Source organism: Ruegeria sp. H4, from assembly GCF_056533065.1.
The window spans coordinates 1,058,131-1,074,578 of record NZ_JBQFOC010000001.1; the positions used below are offsets into that span (position 1 = coordinate 1,058,131).

17 protein-coding genes are annotated in these 16,448 nt (G+C 59.0%); 13 read left to right on the top strand and 4 right to left on the bottom strand.

Translation table 11 applies throughout. The features are described 5' to 3' along the window. Positions 1-54: 54 nt before the first annotated feature. From ACR0KG_RS05340 to ACR0KG_RS05360, 5 genes are all read left to right on the top strand, one after another. Positions 55-549: a GNAT family N-acetyltransferase gene (locus ACR0KG_RS05340; protein WP_480826684.1), complete on the top strand. Its 495-nt coding sequence runs from the start codon at positions 55-57 to the stop codon at positions 547-549. Positions 550-603: 54 nt separating this feature from the next. Continuing rightward, positions 604-1,347, top strand: a complete 744-nt coding sequence (locus tag ACR0KG_RS05345; RefSeq protein ID WP_480826685.1) for an EcsC family protein — start codon at positions 604-606, stop codon at positions 1,345-1,347. A gap of 126 nt (positions 1,348-1,473) precedes the next feature. Continuing rightward, positions 1,474-1,935 (top strand): NUDIX hydrolase, encoded by a 462-nt coding sequence (locus ACR0KG_RS05350; RefSeq protein WP_480826686.1) that lies wholly within the window; start codon positions 1,474-1,476, stop codon positions 1,933-1,935. Positions 1,936-2,007: 72 nt separating this feature from the next. Then, positions 2,008-2,466: a DUF1178 family protein gene (locus tag ACR0KG_RS05355; RefSeq protein ID WP_480542092.1), complete on the top strand. Its 459-nt coding sequence runs from the start codon at positions 2,008-2,010 to the stop codon at positions 2,464-2,466. A 3-nt stretch (positions 2,467-2,469) separates the two neighbouring features. Further along, the gene (locus tag ACR0KG_RS05360) at positions 2,470-3,108 is read left to right on the top strand and encodes an SDR family NAD(P)-dependent oxidoreductase (protein ID WP_480826687.1); all 639 of its coding nucleotides are present in this window, start codon (positions 2,470-2,472) and stop codon (positions 3,106-3,108) included. Here the strand turns inward: ACR0KG_RS05360 and ACR0KG_RS05365 are convergent. After that, the gene (locus ACR0KG_RS05365) at positions 3,102-3,458 is read right to left on the bottom strand and encodes a hypothetical protein (protein WP_480542096.1); all 357 of its coding nucleotides are present in this window, start codon (positions 3,456-3,458) and stop codon (positions 3,102-3,104) included. The genes ACR0KG_RS05360 and ACR0KG_RS05365 overlap by 7 nt on opposite strands. A 165-nt stretch (positions 3,459-3,623) precedes the next feature. Here ACR0KG_RS05365 and ACR0KG_RS05370 point away from each other — a divergent pair, with 165 nt between their 5' ends. The 6 genes from ACR0KG_RS05370 (at position 3,624) to ACR0KG_RS05395 (ending at position 12,454) form a co-directional block, all read left to right on the top strand. After that, positions 3,624-4,862 (top strand): aspartate kinase, encoded by a 1,239-nt coding sequence (locus ACR0KG_RS05370; RefSeq protein WP_480826688.1) that lies wholly within the window; start codon positions 3,624-3,626, stop codon positions 4,860-4,862. A 46-nt stretch (positions 4,863-4,908) separates the two neighbouring features. After that, positions 4,909-7,152, top strand: a complete 2,244-nt coding sequence (gene ptsP, locus ACR0KG_RS05375; protein ID WP_480826689.1) for a phosphoenolpyruvate--protein phosphotransferase — start codon at positions 4,909-4,911, stop codon at positions 7,150-7,152. Between the two features lie 164 nt (positions 7,153-7,316). Continuing rightward, positions 7,317-8,762 (top strand): glucose-6-phosphate dehydrogenase, encoded by a 1,446-nt coding sequence (gene zwf, locus ACR0KG_RS05380; RefSeq protein WP_480826690.1) that lies wholly within the window; start codon positions 7,317-7,319, stop codon positions 8,760-8,762. Positions 8,763-8,764: 2 nt separating this feature from the next. Next, on the top strand, positions 8,765-10,570 hold the full coding sequence (edd, locus tag ACR0KG_RS05385; RefSeq protein WP_480826691.1) for a phosphogluconate dehydratase: 1,806 nt from the start codon (positions 8,765-8,767) through the stop codon (positions 10,568-10,570). A 3-nt stretch (positions 10,571-10,573) separates the two neighbouring features. Then, entirely contained in the window at positions 10,574-11,206 is a 633-nt protein-coding gene (locus tag ACR0KG_RS05390; RefSeq protein ID WP_480826692.1) for a bifunctional 4-hydroxy-2-oxoglutarate aldolase/2-dehydro-3-deoxy-phosphogluconate aldolase, read from the top strand. Positions 11,207-11,257: 51 nt separating this feature from the next. Next, on the top strand, positions 11,258-12,454 hold the full coding sequence (locus ACR0KG_RS05395; protein WP_480826693.1) for a pyridoxal-phosphate-dependent aminotransferase family protein: 1,197 nt from the start codon (positions 11,258-11,260) through the stop codon (positions 12,452-12,454). Between the two features lie 69 nt (positions 12,455-12,523). Here the strand turns inward: ACR0KG_RS05395 and ACR0KG_RS05400 are convergent, their stop codons facing one another. After that, positions 12,524-13,645 (bottom strand): pyridoxal phosphate-dependent aminotransferase, encoded by a 1,122-nt coding sequence (locus ACR0KG_RS05400; RefSeq protein WP_480826694.1) that lies wholly within the window; start codon positions 13,643-13,645, stop codon positions 12,524-12,526. Between the two features lie 117 nt (positions 13,646-13,762). Here ACR0KG_RS05400 and ACR0KG_RS05405 point away from each other — a divergent pair, with 117 nt between their 5' ends. After that, a complete protein-coding gene (locus tag ACR0KG_RS05405) occupies positions 13,763-14,545 on the top strand; it encodes a crotonase/enoyl-CoA hydratase family protein (RefSeq protein ID WP_480542110.1) in 783 nt (260 codons plus the stop codon). Then, complete coding sequence (locus ACR0KG_RS05410; RefSeq protein WP_480826695.1) at positions 14,542-14,913, top strand: VOC family protein; 372 nt, start codon at positions 14,542-14,544, stop codon at positions 14,911-14,913. The genes ACR0KG_RS05405 and ACR0KG_RS05410 overlap by 4 nt, the downstream gene beginning before the upstream one ends. On the opposite strand, the gene ACR0KG_RS05415 is transcribed toward ACR0KG_RS05410, so the two are convergent. Then, positions 14,910-15,242, bottom strand: a complete 333-nt coding sequence (locus ACR0KG_RS05415; RefSeq protein ID WP_480542114.1) for a DnaJ family domain-containing protein — start codon at positions 15,240-15,242, stop codon at positions 14,910-14,912. The two genes, ACR0KG_RS05410 and ACR0KG_RS05415, sit on opposite strands and share 4 nt — an antisense overlap. Positions 15,243-15,281: 39 nt before the next feature. Then, positions 15,282-16,445 (bottom strand): benzoate/H(+) symporter BenE family transporter, encoded by a 1,164-nt coding sequence (locus tag ACR0KG_RS05420; protein WP_480826696.1) that lies wholly within the window; start codon positions 16,443-16,445, stop codon positions 15,282-15,284. Positions 16,446-16,448: the final 3 nt, after the last annotated feature.

The window sequence follows — 16,448 nt, forward strand, 5'->3', positions numbered from 1 at the left end:
CCCCAGGCGTATCGAAGTGCTAGGGCGAATGCCAGCAAGGAAAAGAGGGCAGGCGTGCAGCAATTCGGGATCAGGCCGGAAGAGCCGGACGATTGGTGGGAGGTTGAAGCCCTTTATGACCTGTGCTTTGCACCGGGGCGCGAAGCGCTGTCTTCCTATCGCTTACGCGACGATGTTCCGCCTGTTTCCGGGCTCTCTTTGGTCGCGCGCGATGGGCAGGGAATTCTGGCGGGTGCGATCCGGTTCTGGCCGGTCCATGTCGGCACAGACGATGCGCTGCTATTGGGGCCAGTCGCAGTACACCCCACGCACCAAGGCGAAGGTTTGGGCGGGTATCTAATCCACGCCGGTCTCGAGGCCGGGCGCGATCTGGGATGGCAGCGCGTCATGCTGGTAGGTGACGAGCCTTACTATTCTCGGTTCGGCTTCGCCCGGTTGACAGGTGTCGAGATGCCACCGCCAACGAACCCGGATCGTATTCTCGGGTTGGATTTAGTCCCTGACGGATGGGCTAATGTGGCGGGTTTCGTCACAAGATGGACACGCTGACCTATTGAAACTCTGACTGCAAACCCCGATCTGTTCAAAGAACGGAGGGATCAGATGCAGGACGTGGTTCTTGTTGAAGACATAGATACCGAGGCAGAGCTGGACCGCTTGGCGCAGCACTATAGAACTGCGGGCGGTGCCGGGGTTCGACTACTGAACGCACTGGGTGGGTCGGCTGAATCCCTGATTGACCAATTGCCTGAACCCGTACGTCAAGGCCTGACCGGAGCGACCGAGAGCGCTCTATGGCTAGCCATTCAGGCGGCGCAAGGTTCAAGGCGCGCTGTACCGGATCAGGAGCCATGGGTGAACACGGCTGTCACAACCGCTATGGGCGCGGCAGGTGGTATTGGCGGCCTATCAACGTCATTGGTCGAACTGCCAGCAACCACTGCGATGTTGTTGCGCTCAATTCAGGGAGCGGCCGCGCGCGAAGGCTTTGACCCGGCTGAGGAAAACGTCAAATTCGATTGCGTTCGCGTTTTGTCGGCTGCAGGCCCATTGTCATATGATGATGGGGCTGATCTGGGGTTCTTTTCCGTGCGCCTGACGCTGACCGGACCAGCCATGCAGCGCTTGATCGCAGCGGTTGCACCGCGGCTATCGATTGTTCTGGGGCAAAAACTCGCTGCGCAGTCTGTGCCAGTGTTAGGGGCACTCGCAGGTGGCGGAACAAACTATATCTATACCCGTTATTATCAGCAGATCGCGCATGTTCATTTTGGTCTGCGCCGATTGGCGATTGATGCCGATATCCCGCACGATCAACTGGTTCGGATGCTGTCGTCCAGGATGTAGCCTGAGACCAGCAACCTTGGCTTGAATCGCATGATGTGGTATCAAAAACTATCAGGTTCGCAAAATAGGACAAAAATCAGCGACCTGACAGACAGGCTTGAACCTCTTGTGAAAGGGATTGTCGCGATGAACGCCCGGCTTTCATCCGAGCTATGGCATGGTGTGGAAAATCTTGCGATTTTACCGCAAGCAGCTGCCTTATGTTATCGGGTTGAGCTGGGTCGGCCGGAGGTTCTGTTGATCACTACACGGCAAACCCGGCGATGGATCATCCCCAAAGGCTGGCTGATGCCAGGATTGACGGCGGCCGAAACCGCTACGCAGGAAGCCTGGGAAGAGGCAGGTGTTGTCGGAAAATGCGGTGACCAATCGCTGGGACAGTTCCCTTTTGTGAAGATGCGACCCAGAAAAGGGCCGGTTTTGTGTATGGTCGACGTGTATCCGCTGCACGTGAAATCCTTGGCACAGGAGTTTCCGGAAAAAGGGCAGCGCAAGCGGCAATGGTGCTCGCTGAAAAAAGCAGCGTCCAAGGTGGCCTCGCCTGAGCTTGCCGTCATTTTACGCAGCTTAAAGTCCGGCCTGCATTGATCATCCTTTTGTAGGGCTTGATATTGTCTTGCCGGTCGGTATCTATTCGGCCATCGCTTCTTTGGGTGAAAAATGATTCAATACGCGTTGAAATGCGTCGAAGGCCACACATTCGACAGTTGGTTCCAGTCAGCCGAAGCGTTTGACAAGCTGGCAGCCGCAGGCCTTGTGACCTGTGCGGTCTGCGGATGTTCGCAAGTGGAAAAAGCAATCATGACACCACGGGTACGTCCCGCACGTAAGGCCGCGCCCAAACCCGACGCAACAGCGCCTTCAGGATCCGATGAGATCAGCGTGGCGACACCCGCGCCTGAAATAGAGAAAGCGCTGGCCGAGCTGCGCCGCAAGGTCGAGGAAAACTCGGACTATGTTGGTAAAGATTTTGCCAGCGAAGCCCGAAAGATGCATTTGGGCGACGCGCCCGAACGATCGATCTATGGCGAGGCTAAGCCAGATGAGGCGAAAGCGCTGATCGAAGATGGCGTGCCCGTCGCCCCGTTGCCCTTTGTGCCCAGCAGAAAGACGAATTGATCCATGCATCTACTGATTACCGGAGCCAATCGCGGAATCGGAAAGGCTCTGGCGGATCAATATCGCGCTGAGGGTCATAATGTCACCGGCACGGCCCGCGACAATAGTGCTGAAATACAGTTGGATGTCTCAGACAACGCGCATCATCAGGCGATGGCGCGGCAGCTAGAAGGTCAACCGCTGGATCTGCTGATCTGCAATGCAGGCGTTTATCTTGACAAGGGTCAGGGCCTCGATGGCTATCCGGCAGACATGTGGGCACAGAGCTTTGCGACGAATGTCACCGGTGTTTTTCTAACCATTCAGGCTTTGCTACCAAATTTAAAGGCTGCTGGCGGCAAAATCGCAATTCTCTCATCACAAATGGCATCACACTCGCGGGCGCCAGGTGGCAGTTATATCTACCGTGCTTCGAAGGCGGCAGCGTTGAATCTGGGACGTAATCTGGCGACCGATCTAAGGGCAGATGGCATTGCAGTCGGGATTTACCATCCGGGCTGGGTGCAGACGGATATGGGCGGATCGTCAGCCGATATTCACGTGGATGAGGCCGTTTCAGGCCTCATCAAACGCTTTGACGCGCTCTCATTGGACAATACCGGTTGCTTTGAGACCTATGATGGCCAGCCGCATGCTTACTGAGCGTTCAGCGCTGCCTTTGGCAGTTCATAAACCTCTCCGGGTTCGATGAATATGATCAGCAGATCACCGCGTGTTTCGTAGCTGAGTTTCGAAGGAGAACTACTGGAATCCGGCACGCCATCGGTGAAATAGATGTTGCGCACCTCGCCATTGCCCAAGGCCACCGCCAGGGTGGCGCTGCCATCATCGCGACGGCGCAGTTCCGCATTGCAGCTTTGCAGCGGGTCACCGGCATTGACCGCGCAAGGGACGGTACCCAAAGCGTTCTGACCATCGGTTCCTGCCACGCTTGCGACCTGCGCAATGGCGGGAGAGGACAGAAGGACGAAGGCGGCGGCAAGGCGGAGCATAAATAACCTCTTGGAATGATTGCGAAGGACAGGCTGACACTGTGCCCGCTGATTGTAAAGCAGCCCTGGGTCGCAGGCAAAGCCTGATTGCGCCCTTGCCCTTGATCCCCCCCTCGCATATGAGGCACGGAACTAACAGCCCAAGGCACGGAGACAGTTGGCCTCATGCCCGTACTCGTGATGAAATTCGGAGGCACATCGGTTGCCAATCTTGACCGTATCCGCCGCGCGGCAAAGCGTGTGGGCGTTGAGGTGGCCAAGGGATATGACGTGATCGTCATCGTCTCGGCCATGTCCGGCAAGACCAACGAACTGGTGGGCTGGGTGAATGAAACCTCACCGCTGTTCGATGCGCGTGAATATGACGCTGTGGTTTCCTCGGGCGAGAATGTGACCGCAGGTCTGATGGCGTTGACTCTACAGGAAATGGATATCCCGGCGCGCAGTTGGCAGGGTTGGCAGGTTCCGTTGTTGACCAATGGTGCTCATTCCTCGGCGCGGATCGAAGAAATCCCGACCGACAACCTGAACCAGAAGTTCGGGGAAGGCATGAAAGTCGCGGTTGTCGCAGGGTTTCAGGGCCTGAGCCCCGAAGGGCGTATCACAACGCTGGGCCGGGGTGGCTCAGACACGACGGCTGTGGCCTTTGCTGCCGCTTTCGAGGCCGAGCGCTGTGACATATACACGGATGTGGATGGCGTTTACACGACCGACCCGCGCATCTGCGAGAAGGCGCGCAAGCTTGAGAAAATCTCGTTCGAGGAAATGCTGGAACTGGCCTCACTGGGCGCAAAGGTTCTACAGACCCGCTCGGTCGAGTTGGCGATGCGCTATAAGGTGCGCCTGCGGGTGCTGTCCAGTTTCGAAGAACAATCCGACAATGCAGGCACACTGGTCTGCGATGAGGAGGATATCATGGAATCCAATGTTGTGGCCGGTGTGGCCTATTCCCGCGACGAAGCCAAGATGACTGTGGTGTCGGTGGCCGACCGCCCCGGGATCGCGTCAATCATCTTTACCGCGCTCAGCGATGAGGGCGTCAATGTCGACATGATCGTACAGAATATCTCGGACGAAGGTCGCACTGACATGACCTTCTCGTGCCCGACTGATCAGGTTGCGCGCGCTGAAAAAGCGCTGCTGGCGATCAAGGAAGCGGGTGAGCTGAACTATGCCGAACTGGTTGCTGATAATGACGTCTGCAAGGTCTCGGTGGTTGGAATCGGTATGCGATCGCAATCCGGCGTTGCGGCCAAGATGTTCAAGATTCTCTCGGATGAGGGGATCAACATTAAGGTCATTACAACCTCTGAGATAAAAATTTCCGTTCTTGTGGATCGGAAATACATGGAACTTGCTGTTCAGGCACTGCATGATGCCTTTGAACTGGACAAGGCGGCCTGAGCATTTCAGCCAAAGGTCTTGCCTGACGCACTAATTTGGGTGGGCCATGGCGGACGGCACCGAAACTGAATCCCGCAAGCTGCTGGGACGGCTGCGCGAAGAAATGGCGAGCGAGGCCGCCGGTCAGGAACGGCTTGACCGGATCACTCATCTGATCGCCGATAGCATCCGGGCCGAGGTGTGTTCGGTCTATCTATTCCGAGACGAGGAAACGCTGGAACTTTGCGCAACCGAAGGCCTATCGCCCGAGGCGGTTCATAAAACGCGGATGCGGATGGGCGAAGGGCTGGTCGGTCGTGTAGCCAAGTCTGGCAAGATCGTGAACACCGCCGACGCGCCATCGGCCAAAGGTTTTCGCTACATGCCGGAAACCGGTGAAGAACGGTTCTCGTCTTTTCTGGGTGTTCCGATACAGCGATTGGGCGAAAACCTAGGCGTACTGGTCGTTCAGTCGCGCGAGGCGCGCGAGTATTCTGCTGATGAGGTCTACGCTCTGGAAGTTGTCGCCATGGTGTTGGCCGAAATGGCCGAGCTGGGCGCGTTCGTCGGTGAAGGTGCGGCGCTGTCTCCATTGCACCAGCAATCCGTACTGCTGCGGGGCGGACCGGCGCAGGAAGGGTCAGCCGAGGGGCATGTCTGGCTGCACGAGCCGCGCGTTGTAATCACCAATCCGATTGCCGATGATCCACATCGAGAGCGTGAGCGGCTGGTCGAGGCGGTCGAAGAGTTGCGCGTTGGCGTCGACAAGATGTTGGAGATTTCTCAGGGCGGGGATTCTGACCAGCTGAAAGTGTTGGAAGCCTACCGGATGTTCGCGAATTCCAAAGGCTGGATGCGCCGGATGGAGGAAGACATTGCGCTGGGCCTCAGCGCCGAGGCGGCGGTTGAGAAAGAGCAGTCGCAGGCGCGGGCCCGTATGGGGCAGGTTACAGATCCTTATCTACGAGAGCGTCTGGCCGATCTGGATGATTTGTCCAACCGTCTGCTGCGGATCCTGACGGGGCAGGGTAAAACTGATAGTTCAGACCTGCCACCGGATCCGATTCTAATTGCGCGCAATATTGGCCCTGGCGATCTGCTGGAATATGGCCGCTCGCTGAAAGGCATCGTGCTGGAAGAAGGGTCTGTGGGCAGCCATGCGACCATCGTGGCACGTGCCTTGGCAATCCCATTGGTTGTCCATGTGGGGCGCATCACGACCGAGGCGCTCAATGGGGATCATATCCTAGTCGATGGCGACCAAGGTGTTGTGCACCTGCGCCCCGAGGATACGGTGGTCAGCGCCTTCCGCGACAAGATCGCAATGCAGGCCAAAGCGCAGGAACGCTATGCCTCGATCCGTGAAACACCATGCGTGACACAGGACGGCGCACGGATGAATCTGGTGATGAACGCGGGTCTGATGGCAGACCTGCCGTCGCTGAATAATTCGGGGGCCGAAGGGGTTGGCTTGTTCCGGACCGAGCTTCAGTTCTTGGTCCGCAATCAGATGCCGAAGCGGTCTGAACTTGTTACGCAATATCAGCGCGTACTGGATGCAGCTGGCGAAAAGCGCGTGGTGTTCCGCACGCTGGATATCGGTTCGGACAAAGTGCTGCCCTATATGAAACATGTGGCCGAGCCAAACCCGGCCCTTGGCTGGCGCGCGATCCGCGTGGGTCTGGATAAGCGTGGCGTCATGCGGATGCAGCTGCAGGCGCTGATCCGCGCGGCGAATGGGCGGCCCTTAACGGTTATGTTCCCCTTTGTCGCGCAAGCCGATGAGTTTCGTGAAGCCCGGTGGGAGGTCAATAAGACCATCGAGCGGGAAAAGCGACTGGGTCATGTGCTACCCGAAACGCTGGAAGTCGGTGCGATGCTCGAGACGCCGTCTTTGGGGTTCGCGCCGCAGAAGTTCTTTGACGAAGTCGATTTCATTTCAATCGGTGGCAACGACCTGAAACAGTTCTTCTTTGCGGCCGATCGCGAAAACGAGCTGGTGCGCAGGCGGTATGACACCCTGAATGTCAGCTTCCTCAGCTTTATCGAACGCGTGGTTGAACGCTGCGATATCTCGGATACGCCGCTCAGTTTCTGCGGTGAGGATGCAGGTCGGCCCGTTGAGGCCCTGTGCTTGGCGGCGATGGGAATTCGGACTTTGTCGATGCGTCCGGCCTCGATTGGTCCTGTGAAAAGCCTGATGTTGCGTTCGAACCTTCAGGAGGTGCGCAAGATCATCGCCGATGCACGCCACCGGGGCGAGCAATCTGTTCGACCTTCGGTGATGGAGTGGTTGCGCAGCCAGGGCTGACCGGAAAACCTGGGGCTTTGCGCAAATCCATGCTTGATTTCTTGGGTCTGTCTTCTTATTACGACCACAAATGTTAGCGATAACATTTTTATCACGCCAGTGTCACCTTCTCAAATCATGGGGCATGATAGGCTGGCACAGGTGGATGCAAAAGGAACCAAACCATGGTCTCACGTGTAATTCCTGTAGACCCGTTTGACCTCGTGCTTTTTGGCGCGACGGGCGATCTGGCGCAGCGCAAGATCCTACCCGGACTGTATCACCGTTTTGAGGTTGGTCAGATGCCCGAAGATGCGCGTATTATTGGTACGGCGCGTTCGGACATGGACAGTGAAGGGTTTCGCAAACAACTGCGCGCGTCGATGGATGAGTTTGCCCCGAAATATGATAAGGGCATTTTGGACCGGTTCCTGTCACGCGTCGACTATGTCCCAGTGGATGCACTGGGCGATTCAGGATGGCCTGATCTGGCGAAATCGCTTCGACCTGATGTGGTGCGCGCTTTCTATCTGTCCGTGGGCCCCAGCCTGTTTTCGGGCATCGCGCAACGGCTGCACGATCATGGTTTGGCCACGCCCGACAGCAGGATCGTGGTAGAAAAACCCTTTGGCCATGATCTGGTCTCGGCCAAGGCGTTGAACGAAGGGTTGCGCGCCTGTTTCGAAGAGCATCAAATCTACCGGATCGACCACTATCTGGGCAAGGAAACCGTGCAGAACCTGATGGCGCTGCGCTTTGCCAATTCCTTGTTCGAGCCGCTGTGGAACGCGACCCATGTTGATCACGTGCAGATCACCGTGGCCGAGACCGTCGGGGTCGAAGGACGTGGTGCTTACTACGACCAATCCGGCGCGATGCGGGATATGATCCAGAACCACCTGGTGCAATTGCTCTGCCTGACCGCGATGGAGCCGCCTTCGAAATTCGCGCCTAACGCGGTGCGCGATGAAAAGGTCAAAGTGATCGAAGCACTGGAACCCGTTGAGCCCAAGGATATCGCGCGCGGTCAGTATCGCACGGGCAAGAGCAGCGATGGCTATCTGGATCATGTTGGTGACCCGGCTAGCCGCACCGAAAGCTATATCGCGCTCAAGGCGCATATCGGCAATTGGCGCTGGGCCGGGGTGCCGTTTTACCTGCGCACCGGCAAGCGCCTGAGGGCCCGTGAATCTGAGATCGCCGTTTTCTTCCGCGACCCGCCCCATACGATTTTCCCGAATGTTGGCCCTTTGCACGGCAACGTGCTGGTGATCCGCCTGCAACCGGATGAGGGCATCACTTTGCGCACCACGATCAAGGAACCGGGGCAGGGCGGGTTCCGCCTGTCCGACGTGGCGCTGGATATGAGCTTTGCCGACGCCTTGGGCGATGATGGTCAATCCCCTGACGCTTATGAACGCCTGATTATGGACGTGATCCGCGGCGATCAGACCTTGTTCATGCGCGGGGACGAAGCCGAGGCTGCCTGGGCCTGGGTCGATCCCATCATTCACGGCTGGGAAGAGCGTGGCGACAAGCCTGCAAAATACGATCAGGGCAGTTCAGGGCCCGAAGAAGCATTGATGCTGATGCATCGCGATGGACGCCGCTGGCGTCAGATCGGAGGGTAATCATGGTCAATAGAGTTATTTCCGACGTCACCAAACGTATCATCGACCGCAGCACCGACTTGCGCGGCCCGCATCTTGAGCGGATGGAACAGGCCAAATCCAAAGGCCCCGCCCGTGCGCATCTGTCCTGCAGTGGTCAGGCGCATGCTTATGCCGGTGCCGGTGAGGATCAGAACTCGATGGCGACCGGTACGGCTGGGAACCTTGGTATCGTCACCGCCTATAACGACATGCTCTCGGCTCACCAGCCGTTTGAGCGTTATCCCGAACTGATCCGTCAGGCGATCCGAACAGCAGGTGGCACAGCGCAGGTCGCAGGCGGGGTTCCCGCCATGTGCGACGGCGTGACCCAAGGCGAGGCGGGGATGGAGCTATCCCTGTTCTCGCGCGATGTGATCGCGCTGGCGACAGGAGTTTCCCTCAGCCACAACACCTATGACGCGGCTGTGTTTCTGGGCGTCTGCGACAAGATCGTGCCCGGCCTGATCATCGGCGCGCAGGCCTTTGGCCATCTGCCGGCCGTCTTCCTACCGGCTGGTCCGATGACCAGCGGTCTGCCCAACGACGAAAAAGCAAAGGTGCGCCAGCAATTCGCTGCCGGAGAGGTTGGTCGCGACGCCCTGATGAAGGCTGAAATGGCAGCTTACCATGGCCCCGGCACCTGCACTTTTTATGGCACCGCCAACACCAACCAGATGCTGATGGAGTTCATGGGCCTGCACCTGCCGGGCTCCAGCTTCGTCAACCCCAACACGCCTCTGCGCGATGCTCTGACCGAGGAAGGCGCGCGCCGCGCCCTGTCTCTCAGCGCGTTGGGCAATCACTACACACCGGTCTGCCAGATCCTCGATGAACGCGCCTTCGTCAATGGTATCGTTGGCTTGATGGCCACGGGAGGTTCGACCAACCTGCTGATCCACCTGATCGCCATGGCGCGCGCGGGTGGTATCGTGCTGGATTGGGAGGATTTTTCCGACATCTCCGCAGTGGTCCCACTGGTCGCGCGGGTCTATCCCAACGGTCTGGCCGATGTGAACCACTTCCACGCCGCGGGGGGCTTGGGCTTTACGATCAGTACGCTACTGGACGATGGGCTGCTGCACCCTGACACACTGACCGTCGCGGGGCAGGGCCTTCACAACTACACCAAGGAACCAAAGCTGAAAGACGGCGAGTTGGTCTGGGAGGACGGCGCGGGCCACAGCCTGAATGAAAAGATCGTGCGCCCGGCAAAGGACCCGTTCCAGTCCACCGGTGGCCTGTCGCGCCTGACCGGAAATCTGGGCACCGGCGTCATGAAGGTCTCAGCCGTGGCACCCGAACACCAAGTGGTCGAAGCGCCCGTCCGTGTGTTTCACGACCAAAACGACGTCAAAGCCGCCTTCAAGGCCGGAGAGTTCACTGATGACGTCATCGTCGTTGTTCGATTCCAGGGCCCGAAGGCCAATGGTATGCCCGAGCTGCACTCGCTGACGCCGATACTGTCGATCCTTCAGGGCAGAGGCCAAAAGGTCGCTCTGGTCACCGATGGCCGCATGTCTGGGGCGTCGGGCAAGGTTCCCGCCGCCATCCATGTCTGCCCTGAGGCGCTGGACGGTGGTGCCATCGGCTATCTGCAAGACGGTGATCTGCTGCGCGTCGATGCAGTCAAGGGTGAGCTTGAGATCCTCAACCCCGGCGTCCTCGACCGTACCCCAGCCACTGCTGATCTGTCTGCCAACCAGCACGGCGTCGGCCGCGACCTCTTCGGCGCGTTCCGCCAGAATGTCGGCTCCGCCGACACGGGTGCCAGCATTTTTGGAGTTTAACCTATGTCTAAAACCCAACGCACCCGCGAGATCTGCGCGCTGGCTCCAATCGTACCAGTGTTGGTCGTGGATGACGCCGCCCACGCCCGCCCCTTGGCCGAGGCGCTGGTCGCAGGTGGGCTTCCTGCGCTTGAGGTCACCCTGCGCACCCCTGCCGCGCTGGACGTGATCCGTGCCATGGCCGCTGTGCCCGGAGGCGTCGTGGGCGCAGGCACGCTGGTCACCCCCGAAGACGTCCGCGCCGCCAAAGAGGCGGGTGCGCAGTTCGGCGTCTCGCCCGGCGCGACCGACGCCCTCATCGCCGCCTGCGAAGCCGAAGGCCTGCCCCTTCTGCCTGGCGCTGCCACCGCGAGTGAGGCCATGGCCTTGCTGGAAAAGGGCTATGACATGTTGAAATTCTTCCCCGCCGAAGCCTCGGGCGGTGCCCCTGCGCTGAAAGCTATCGGCGCGCCACTGCCGCAAATCAGTTTTTGCCCCACGGGCGGTGTCTCGCCCTCAAACGCGCGTGATTATCTGTCTCTCTCCAACGTGATCTGCGCAGGCGGCAGCTGGGTTGTGCCCCAGCAGATGGTCCAAAACGGCGATTGGTCCGGGATCGAATCCCTTGCGCGCGAGGCCGCTGGTCTGATGGATTGACGTCGCAGGGCGAAACGCTAGGGTAGGCCTCAATTCAAACAGGTTGCCCTCATGACAAACCGACCCTCCCTCTCGCATGGGCGCGAGTATCTGGCAATTCCCGGCCCTTCTGTTATGCCCGACGCGGTGCTACAGGCCATGCACCGCCCGTCACCCAATATTTATGACGGCGCGCTGATCGAGATGATGCCGGCCCTTACGCGCGATCTAAAGCGCGTCGCCTGCACCGAACACAACGTCGCCATCTATATCGCCAACGGCCACGGCACGTGGGAGGCCGCGCTGTCGAACGTGATCGCGCCCGGCGAAACCGTTCTGGCTCCGGCCTCTGGTAGGTTCACCTATGGCTGGGCCGAGATGGCCGCAGGGATTGGCGCCAAGGTCAAAACGATTGATTTCGGCACATCTTCTCCGTGGAGTTTCGAGCAAATTGCGGATGTTCTGCGGGCCGACCAAGCGCATGAGATCAAGGCAGTTCTTGCCGTCCATGTGGATACATCCAGCTCGATCCGAAATGATATCCCAGCCTTGCGCACGCTTCTGGACGAGTTGAACCATCCGGCGCTGCTTATGGCCGACTGCATTGCCTCACTCGGGTGCGACCGGTTCGAAATGGACGCCTGGGGCGTCGATGTGACAGTCACCGCCTGCCAAAAAGGGCTGATGACACCGCCCGGCATGGGCTTTGTCTTCTTCAATGGCAAAGCGCAGGCAAAACGGGCCGCAATGCCACGTGTCTCGCTCTATTGGGACTGGCGGCCGCGCGCCAACCCTGAATTATTCTACCAATATTTTGACGGCACCGCGCCGACACATCACCTTTACGGTCTACGCGCAGCGCTCGACATGATTCATGCAGAGGGTGTCGAAAACGTCTGGGCCCGTCACCAGCACCTTGCCAAAGCGATCTGGGCGGCCTGCGAGGTCTGGGCGCAGGGCGGTGCTCTCCATTTCAATGTCGCCGATCCGGCCTATCGCAGCCATGCGGTCACCGCCCTACGCCTGACCGAAGGGCGCGGCACACCGCTGCGCAACTTTACCGAAAACCACCTCGGCCTGACGCTCGGCATCGGCTTGGGGATGGAGGACTGGGACGGCTGTTTCCGCCTCGGCCATATGGGCTATGTAAACGCCCAGATGGTTATGGCGATGCTAGGCGGCGTGGAAACCGCAATGGCGGCCTTGAACATACCACGCGGTAACGGCGCGCTCGAGGCTGCTGCGACAATCCTGGCGAACCAGGCCTGATCCGCTTCATCTGGCCATAAGTATCCCGGGGGAGGCGCGCGCCGCGCGGCGGGGGCAGAGCCCCCTGCCTCAACCGGATGCCTCGCTCGACCGTGCAGCCTGCAGCGCGATCGGCAGAGCCCTGGAAAAAGCCGTTAGATCACCTTCGGTACCACAGCTGACGCGGATACACCGGTTCTGCGGTGCAACAAATGGCATACGAACAAAGATGCCTTGCGCCACGAGGGACGCCAACACCGCCCTGGCAAACTCGCCATCTTCACCGCAATCAATTGCGACGAAATTTGTGGCCGAAGGCAAAGCGATCAGCCCATTCTCTCGCGCGATCTCGCCAATACGACTGCGCGCGGTTTCAACGCGATGTTGCACCATTCCTAGCCAAGCCTGATCTGCCAACGCCGCCAGCGCCCCCGGTTGGGCTGCAAGGTTCATTCCAAAGTGGTTGCGTATCTTGTTGAAGGACAGGATCAACTCGGGTGCACCAATCGCATACCCAACCCGTGCACCCGCCATGCCGTAGGCCTTTGAAAATGTGCGCATTCGGATCACGCGTGGATCATCGGCTCGCACAGGGGCTGCGGTGCCTTCCGGGGCGCATTCCACATAGGCCTCGTCCAACACCAGCAAACATCCCTCGGGAAGAGCGTCCATCGCGGCAACGATATCTGCGCCACTGTGCCAACTGCCCATTGGGTTGTCAGGATTGGCCAGATAGACCAGTTTGGCACCAACCTCGGCCGCTTTTGCAAACAGGGCCTGTGGGTCTTCGTGATCCCCGGCATAGGGCACCTTGTGCAAAACCCCGCCATAACCCGCGACATGGTAGTTAAAGGTCGGGTAGGCTCCATCCGAGGTCACAACCGCATCTCCTGGCTCGACAATCAGCCGCGCCAGGTATCCCAGCAACCCGTCGATCCCTTCGCCAACAACGATGTTCTCGGGGGCGATCCCATGATGATCCGCCAGGGCGTTACGCAGATCGTGGTTTTCGGGATCGCCATACATCCAAATCTCGGCACTTGCCCCACGCATGGCCTCAATCGCGCGGGGCGAGGGGCCGAACACGTTCTCATTTGCGCCCAGACGCGCCGAAAACGGTGCACCGCGCTGACGTTCCTGCGTTTCAGGGCCAACAAACGGCACGGTGGCGGGAAGGGTTTGGGTAAGCGATGTATAGCGTGGTCCAGTCATAGGCGCAGATAAACGTATGCGCACAGTTGGGGCAAGCATGTGCATTGCCCTGACGTCGCGGTGGAACTGAACCCCCATTTTGGGTCATGTTGGGCCAAACAGAGTTGGGAGGCCATCATGGCACGCGTATCCGTCGAATACCGCAATCACATTGCCCATGTCACCCTGACGCGGGGCGACAAAATGAACGCGCTGGACGACGCGATGATCAAGGCCTTGTTGGGTGCCGGGCAAGAGGTCGCCGCATCCGATGCACGCGCTGTTGTCCTGTCGGGCGAGGGCAAAAGTTTCTGCGCCGGGCTCGACATGGCCAGTTTTGCAAGCATGGCGCATAAGGATCCGACCGAATGGCTGATGACCCGCAGCCACGAAGACGCCAATGAGATGCAGGAGCTTGCCCTGATCTGGCGCCGCGTTCCGGTTCCAGTGATCTGCGCCATTCAGGGCGTGGCCTATGGTGGCGGGCTGCAGATCGCGTTGGGCGCAGATATCCGCATCGCGCATCCTGAGGCCAAACTGGCGGTGATGGAAATGAAATGGGGCATCATACCGGACATGGGCGGCATGGTTCTGCTGCCTCGACTGGTTCGCTCGGATGTTCTGCGGCTGTTGACCTATACTGCCCGTCCCATCGGCGCATCTCAGGCGGCGGACTGGGGGTTAGTGACAAAGCTGTCTGATGATCCGCTGACCGAAGCCCTGGCAATCGCCGAAAACATCGCTGGTCAAAGCCCCTCTGCAATCCGGGCCGCCAAACGGCTGATCGAGGTGGCCGAAACCCGGGGCCGCCAGGATGTTTTGTTGGCCGAATCCTCAGAGCAAGTGGACCTGATCGGAAAGCCCGACCAGATGGAAGTTGTCATGGCTCAGATGCAGGGTCGAAAGCCGGAATTCAAATGACTACCGCCACGATAGCTCGGATCATTATCTATACCAAACGCATGGATGAGATGATCCGATTTTATGAAACGTATTTTGGGTACTCGGCTCAACAAGCCGCTGGGGATCGCATTGTGGAGTTGGTTCCTCCAAACACCGGGTTGCGCCTTCTCTTGCACGCTGCGGCAAAATCTGCGCGCGAAGGACAGGTCGCGATCAAATTGGTGTTCGATGTGGATGACGTCGCGGACTTCTGTGCACGTGCCAAACAGAATGGTTTGGAATTCGGCGCTATACATCATGCGGACGGGTATGATTTTGCCAACGCAAAAGACCCTTCAAAAAATTCGATTTCTGTATCTAGTCGGGCGTTTTCTGACCAAATCTAGCGCATAAAGGCGCGTCGTGCGTCACGTGCCATGTGGTAACGCATCTCGAGGTCGGCAATTTTTGCCATTGCAGATTTGCGCTCAAACGGATCCATGAGATCAGCATAGGATTTGCGTGCCGCGTCCAGTTCCTTCTTGATGTTGAACTCTTCTGGCAGTACCCTGGCCTGTGCCATGATCCGATGCCCGATTGCAATGGCGGGATCGCCTTGGGCCTCGCCTGACCGATCTGGCAAAGGCGCCCCTTCGCCTTCCAGGTCTTGCATCTGGCCTTCAGTCTGCGCCTTCTTGATCTGGTGTTCTACCAGTTTTGCCAATGATCCAAACATGTTTGCAGTCTACATGCGATAAAGCGCTGGTAAAAGTCGCTAGCGCACGCGGATTGACACAAGATACGCGATTCCACCTGCCAGCAGCCCCCAGACCGCAGCCCCCAACCCGTACACGGTGATGCCCGAGGCAGTGATAGCCAGGGTTAGAATGGCGGCCTCTCGCTCGGCAGGCACGTCCAATGCTGCGTGCATTGAGTTGGCCATTACACCTATCAGAGCTACACCGGCCAGAGTACCCATAAGCAACGGATCTGCATGTGTGGCGAAACTGGTGATCGCCACCGCAAAGACGCCGAACAGGCAGTAGAACACGCCGCCCATGATCGCGGACCAATAGCGCAGAGCAGGGTCGGGATGGCTGTCTTCGTTCGAGCACATCGCGGCGGTGATCGCGGCCAGGCAGGTTGCGGGTGCGCCAAAAGGTGCCGACAGCAGACTTGCGCCCCCAACGGCCGAGAACAACCGACCTGCGTCTGGCTTGTAGCCAAAGCTGCGCATCACTGCGACGCCGGGGATGTTCTGCGTTGCCATTGTCACGATGAAAAGCGGCACGCCTATCCCTATTGCGGACGCGACTGAAAACGTAGGCATGATCCAGACCGGGGCGGCTACCAGTTGATCGGGCCGCAACTGGACGTCCCCGGCATTCAACGTCACCACAATGGCCGCCGCGATCACAGCGGCGGGGACGGCGAATAGTCGATTGAAACGACCTGCGATGAACCAGGTCAGGATTACCGGCAGGGCCTGCCAAGGTATCTCTACCGCTGCTTTGAAAGGCACCAGACAAAGTGGCAAAAGCACGCCAGCGAGCATCGCCTGAGCCAGCGTAGTCGGGATCGCCGCCGCCAGGCGTCCCAGCGGTTTCCAGAGCCCGGCCAGAACCGTCAGAGCGCCGGCGCATAAGAACGCTCCGATAGCGCCGGAGTAGCCCTCCACCGGCGTGGCCGAAACAGCCAGCAGCGCAGCCCCCGGCGTGGACCACGCGACGCTGATTGGCTGCTTGTAGACTGTGCTGAGAATGATGGCGGCCAATCCCATTGCGATGGCCGCGCACATCAGGCCGGATGCGGCCTGAGCGGGCGAGGCACCCATGGCGGCCAACCCCTGCAAGACAATCGGGAATGAGCTAAAGAACCCAACGATTGCAACCACCAACCCGGTTGAAACGGTCTGCATCGGGGGAAAGCGCTGTGTCATTGC

Excerpts from the sequence above, each read along its gene's own strand:
- ACR0KG_RS05345 (WP_480826685.1), top strand. The coding sequence starts at position 604 with ATGCAGGACGTGGTTCTTGTTGAAGACATAGATACCGAGGCAGAGCTG.
- ACR0KG_RS05350 (WP_480826686.1), top strand. The coding sequence starts at position 1,474 with ATGAACGCCCGGCTTTCATCCGAGCTATGGCATGGTGTGGAAAATCTT.
- ACR0KG_RS05355 (WP_480542092.1), top strand. The coding sequence starts at position 2,008 with ATGATTCAATACGCGTTGAAATGCGTCGAAGGCCACACATTCGACAGT.
- ACR0KG_RS05360 (WP_480826687.1), top strand. The coding sequence starts at position 2,470 with ATGCATCTACTGATTACCGGAGCCAATCGCGGAATCGGAAAGGCTCTG.
- ACR0KG_RS05365 (WP_480542096.1), bottom strand. The coding sequence starts at position 3,458 with ATGCTCCGCCTTGCCGCCGCCTTCGTCCTTCTGTCCTCTCCCGCCATT.
- ACR0KG_RS05370 (WP_480826688.1), top strand. The coding sequence starts at position 3,624 with ATGCCCGTACTCGTGATGAAATTCGGAGGCACATCGGTTGCCAATCTT.
- ptsP (WP_480826689.1), top strand. The coding sequence starts at position 4,909 with ATGGCGGACGGCACCGAAACTGAATCCCGCAAGCTGCTGGGACGGCTG.
- zwf (WP_480826690.1), top strand. The coding sequence starts at position 7,317 with ATGGTCTCACGTGTAATTCCTGTAGACCCGTTTGACCTCGTGCTTTTT.
- edd (WP_480826691.1), top strand. The coding sequence starts at position 8,765 with ATGGTCAATAGAGTTATTTCCGACGTCACCAAACGTATCATCGACCGC.
- ACR0KG_RS05390 (WP_480826692.1), top strand. The coding sequence starts at position 10,574 with ATGTCTAAAACCCAACGCACCCGCGAGATCTGCGCGCTGGCTCCAATC.
- ACR0KG_RS05395 (WP_480826693.1), top strand. The coding sequence starts at position 11,258 with ATGACAAACCGACCCTCCCTCTCGCATGGGCGCGAGTATCTGGCAATT.
- ACR0KG_RS05400 (WP_480826694.1), bottom strand. The coding sequence starts at position 13,645 with ATGACTGGACCACGCTATACATCGCTTACCCAAACCCTTCCCGCCACC.
- ACR0KG_RS05405 (WP_480542110.1), top strand. The coding sequence starts at position 13,763 with ATGGCACGCGTATCCGTCGAATACCGCAATCACATTGCCCATGTCACC.
- ACR0KG_RS05410 (WP_480826695.1), top strand. The coding sequence starts at position 14,542 with ATGACTACCGCCACGATAGCTCGGATCATTATCTATACCAAACGCATG.
- ACR0KG_RS05415 (WP_480542114.1), bottom strand. The coding sequence starts at position 15,242 with ATGTTTGGATCATTGGCAAAACTGGTAGAACACCAGATCAAGAAGGCG.
- ACR0KG_RS05420 (WP_480826696.1), bottom strand. The coding sequence starts at position 16,445 with ATGACACAGCGCTTTCCCCCGATGCAGACCGTTTCAACCGGGTTGGTG.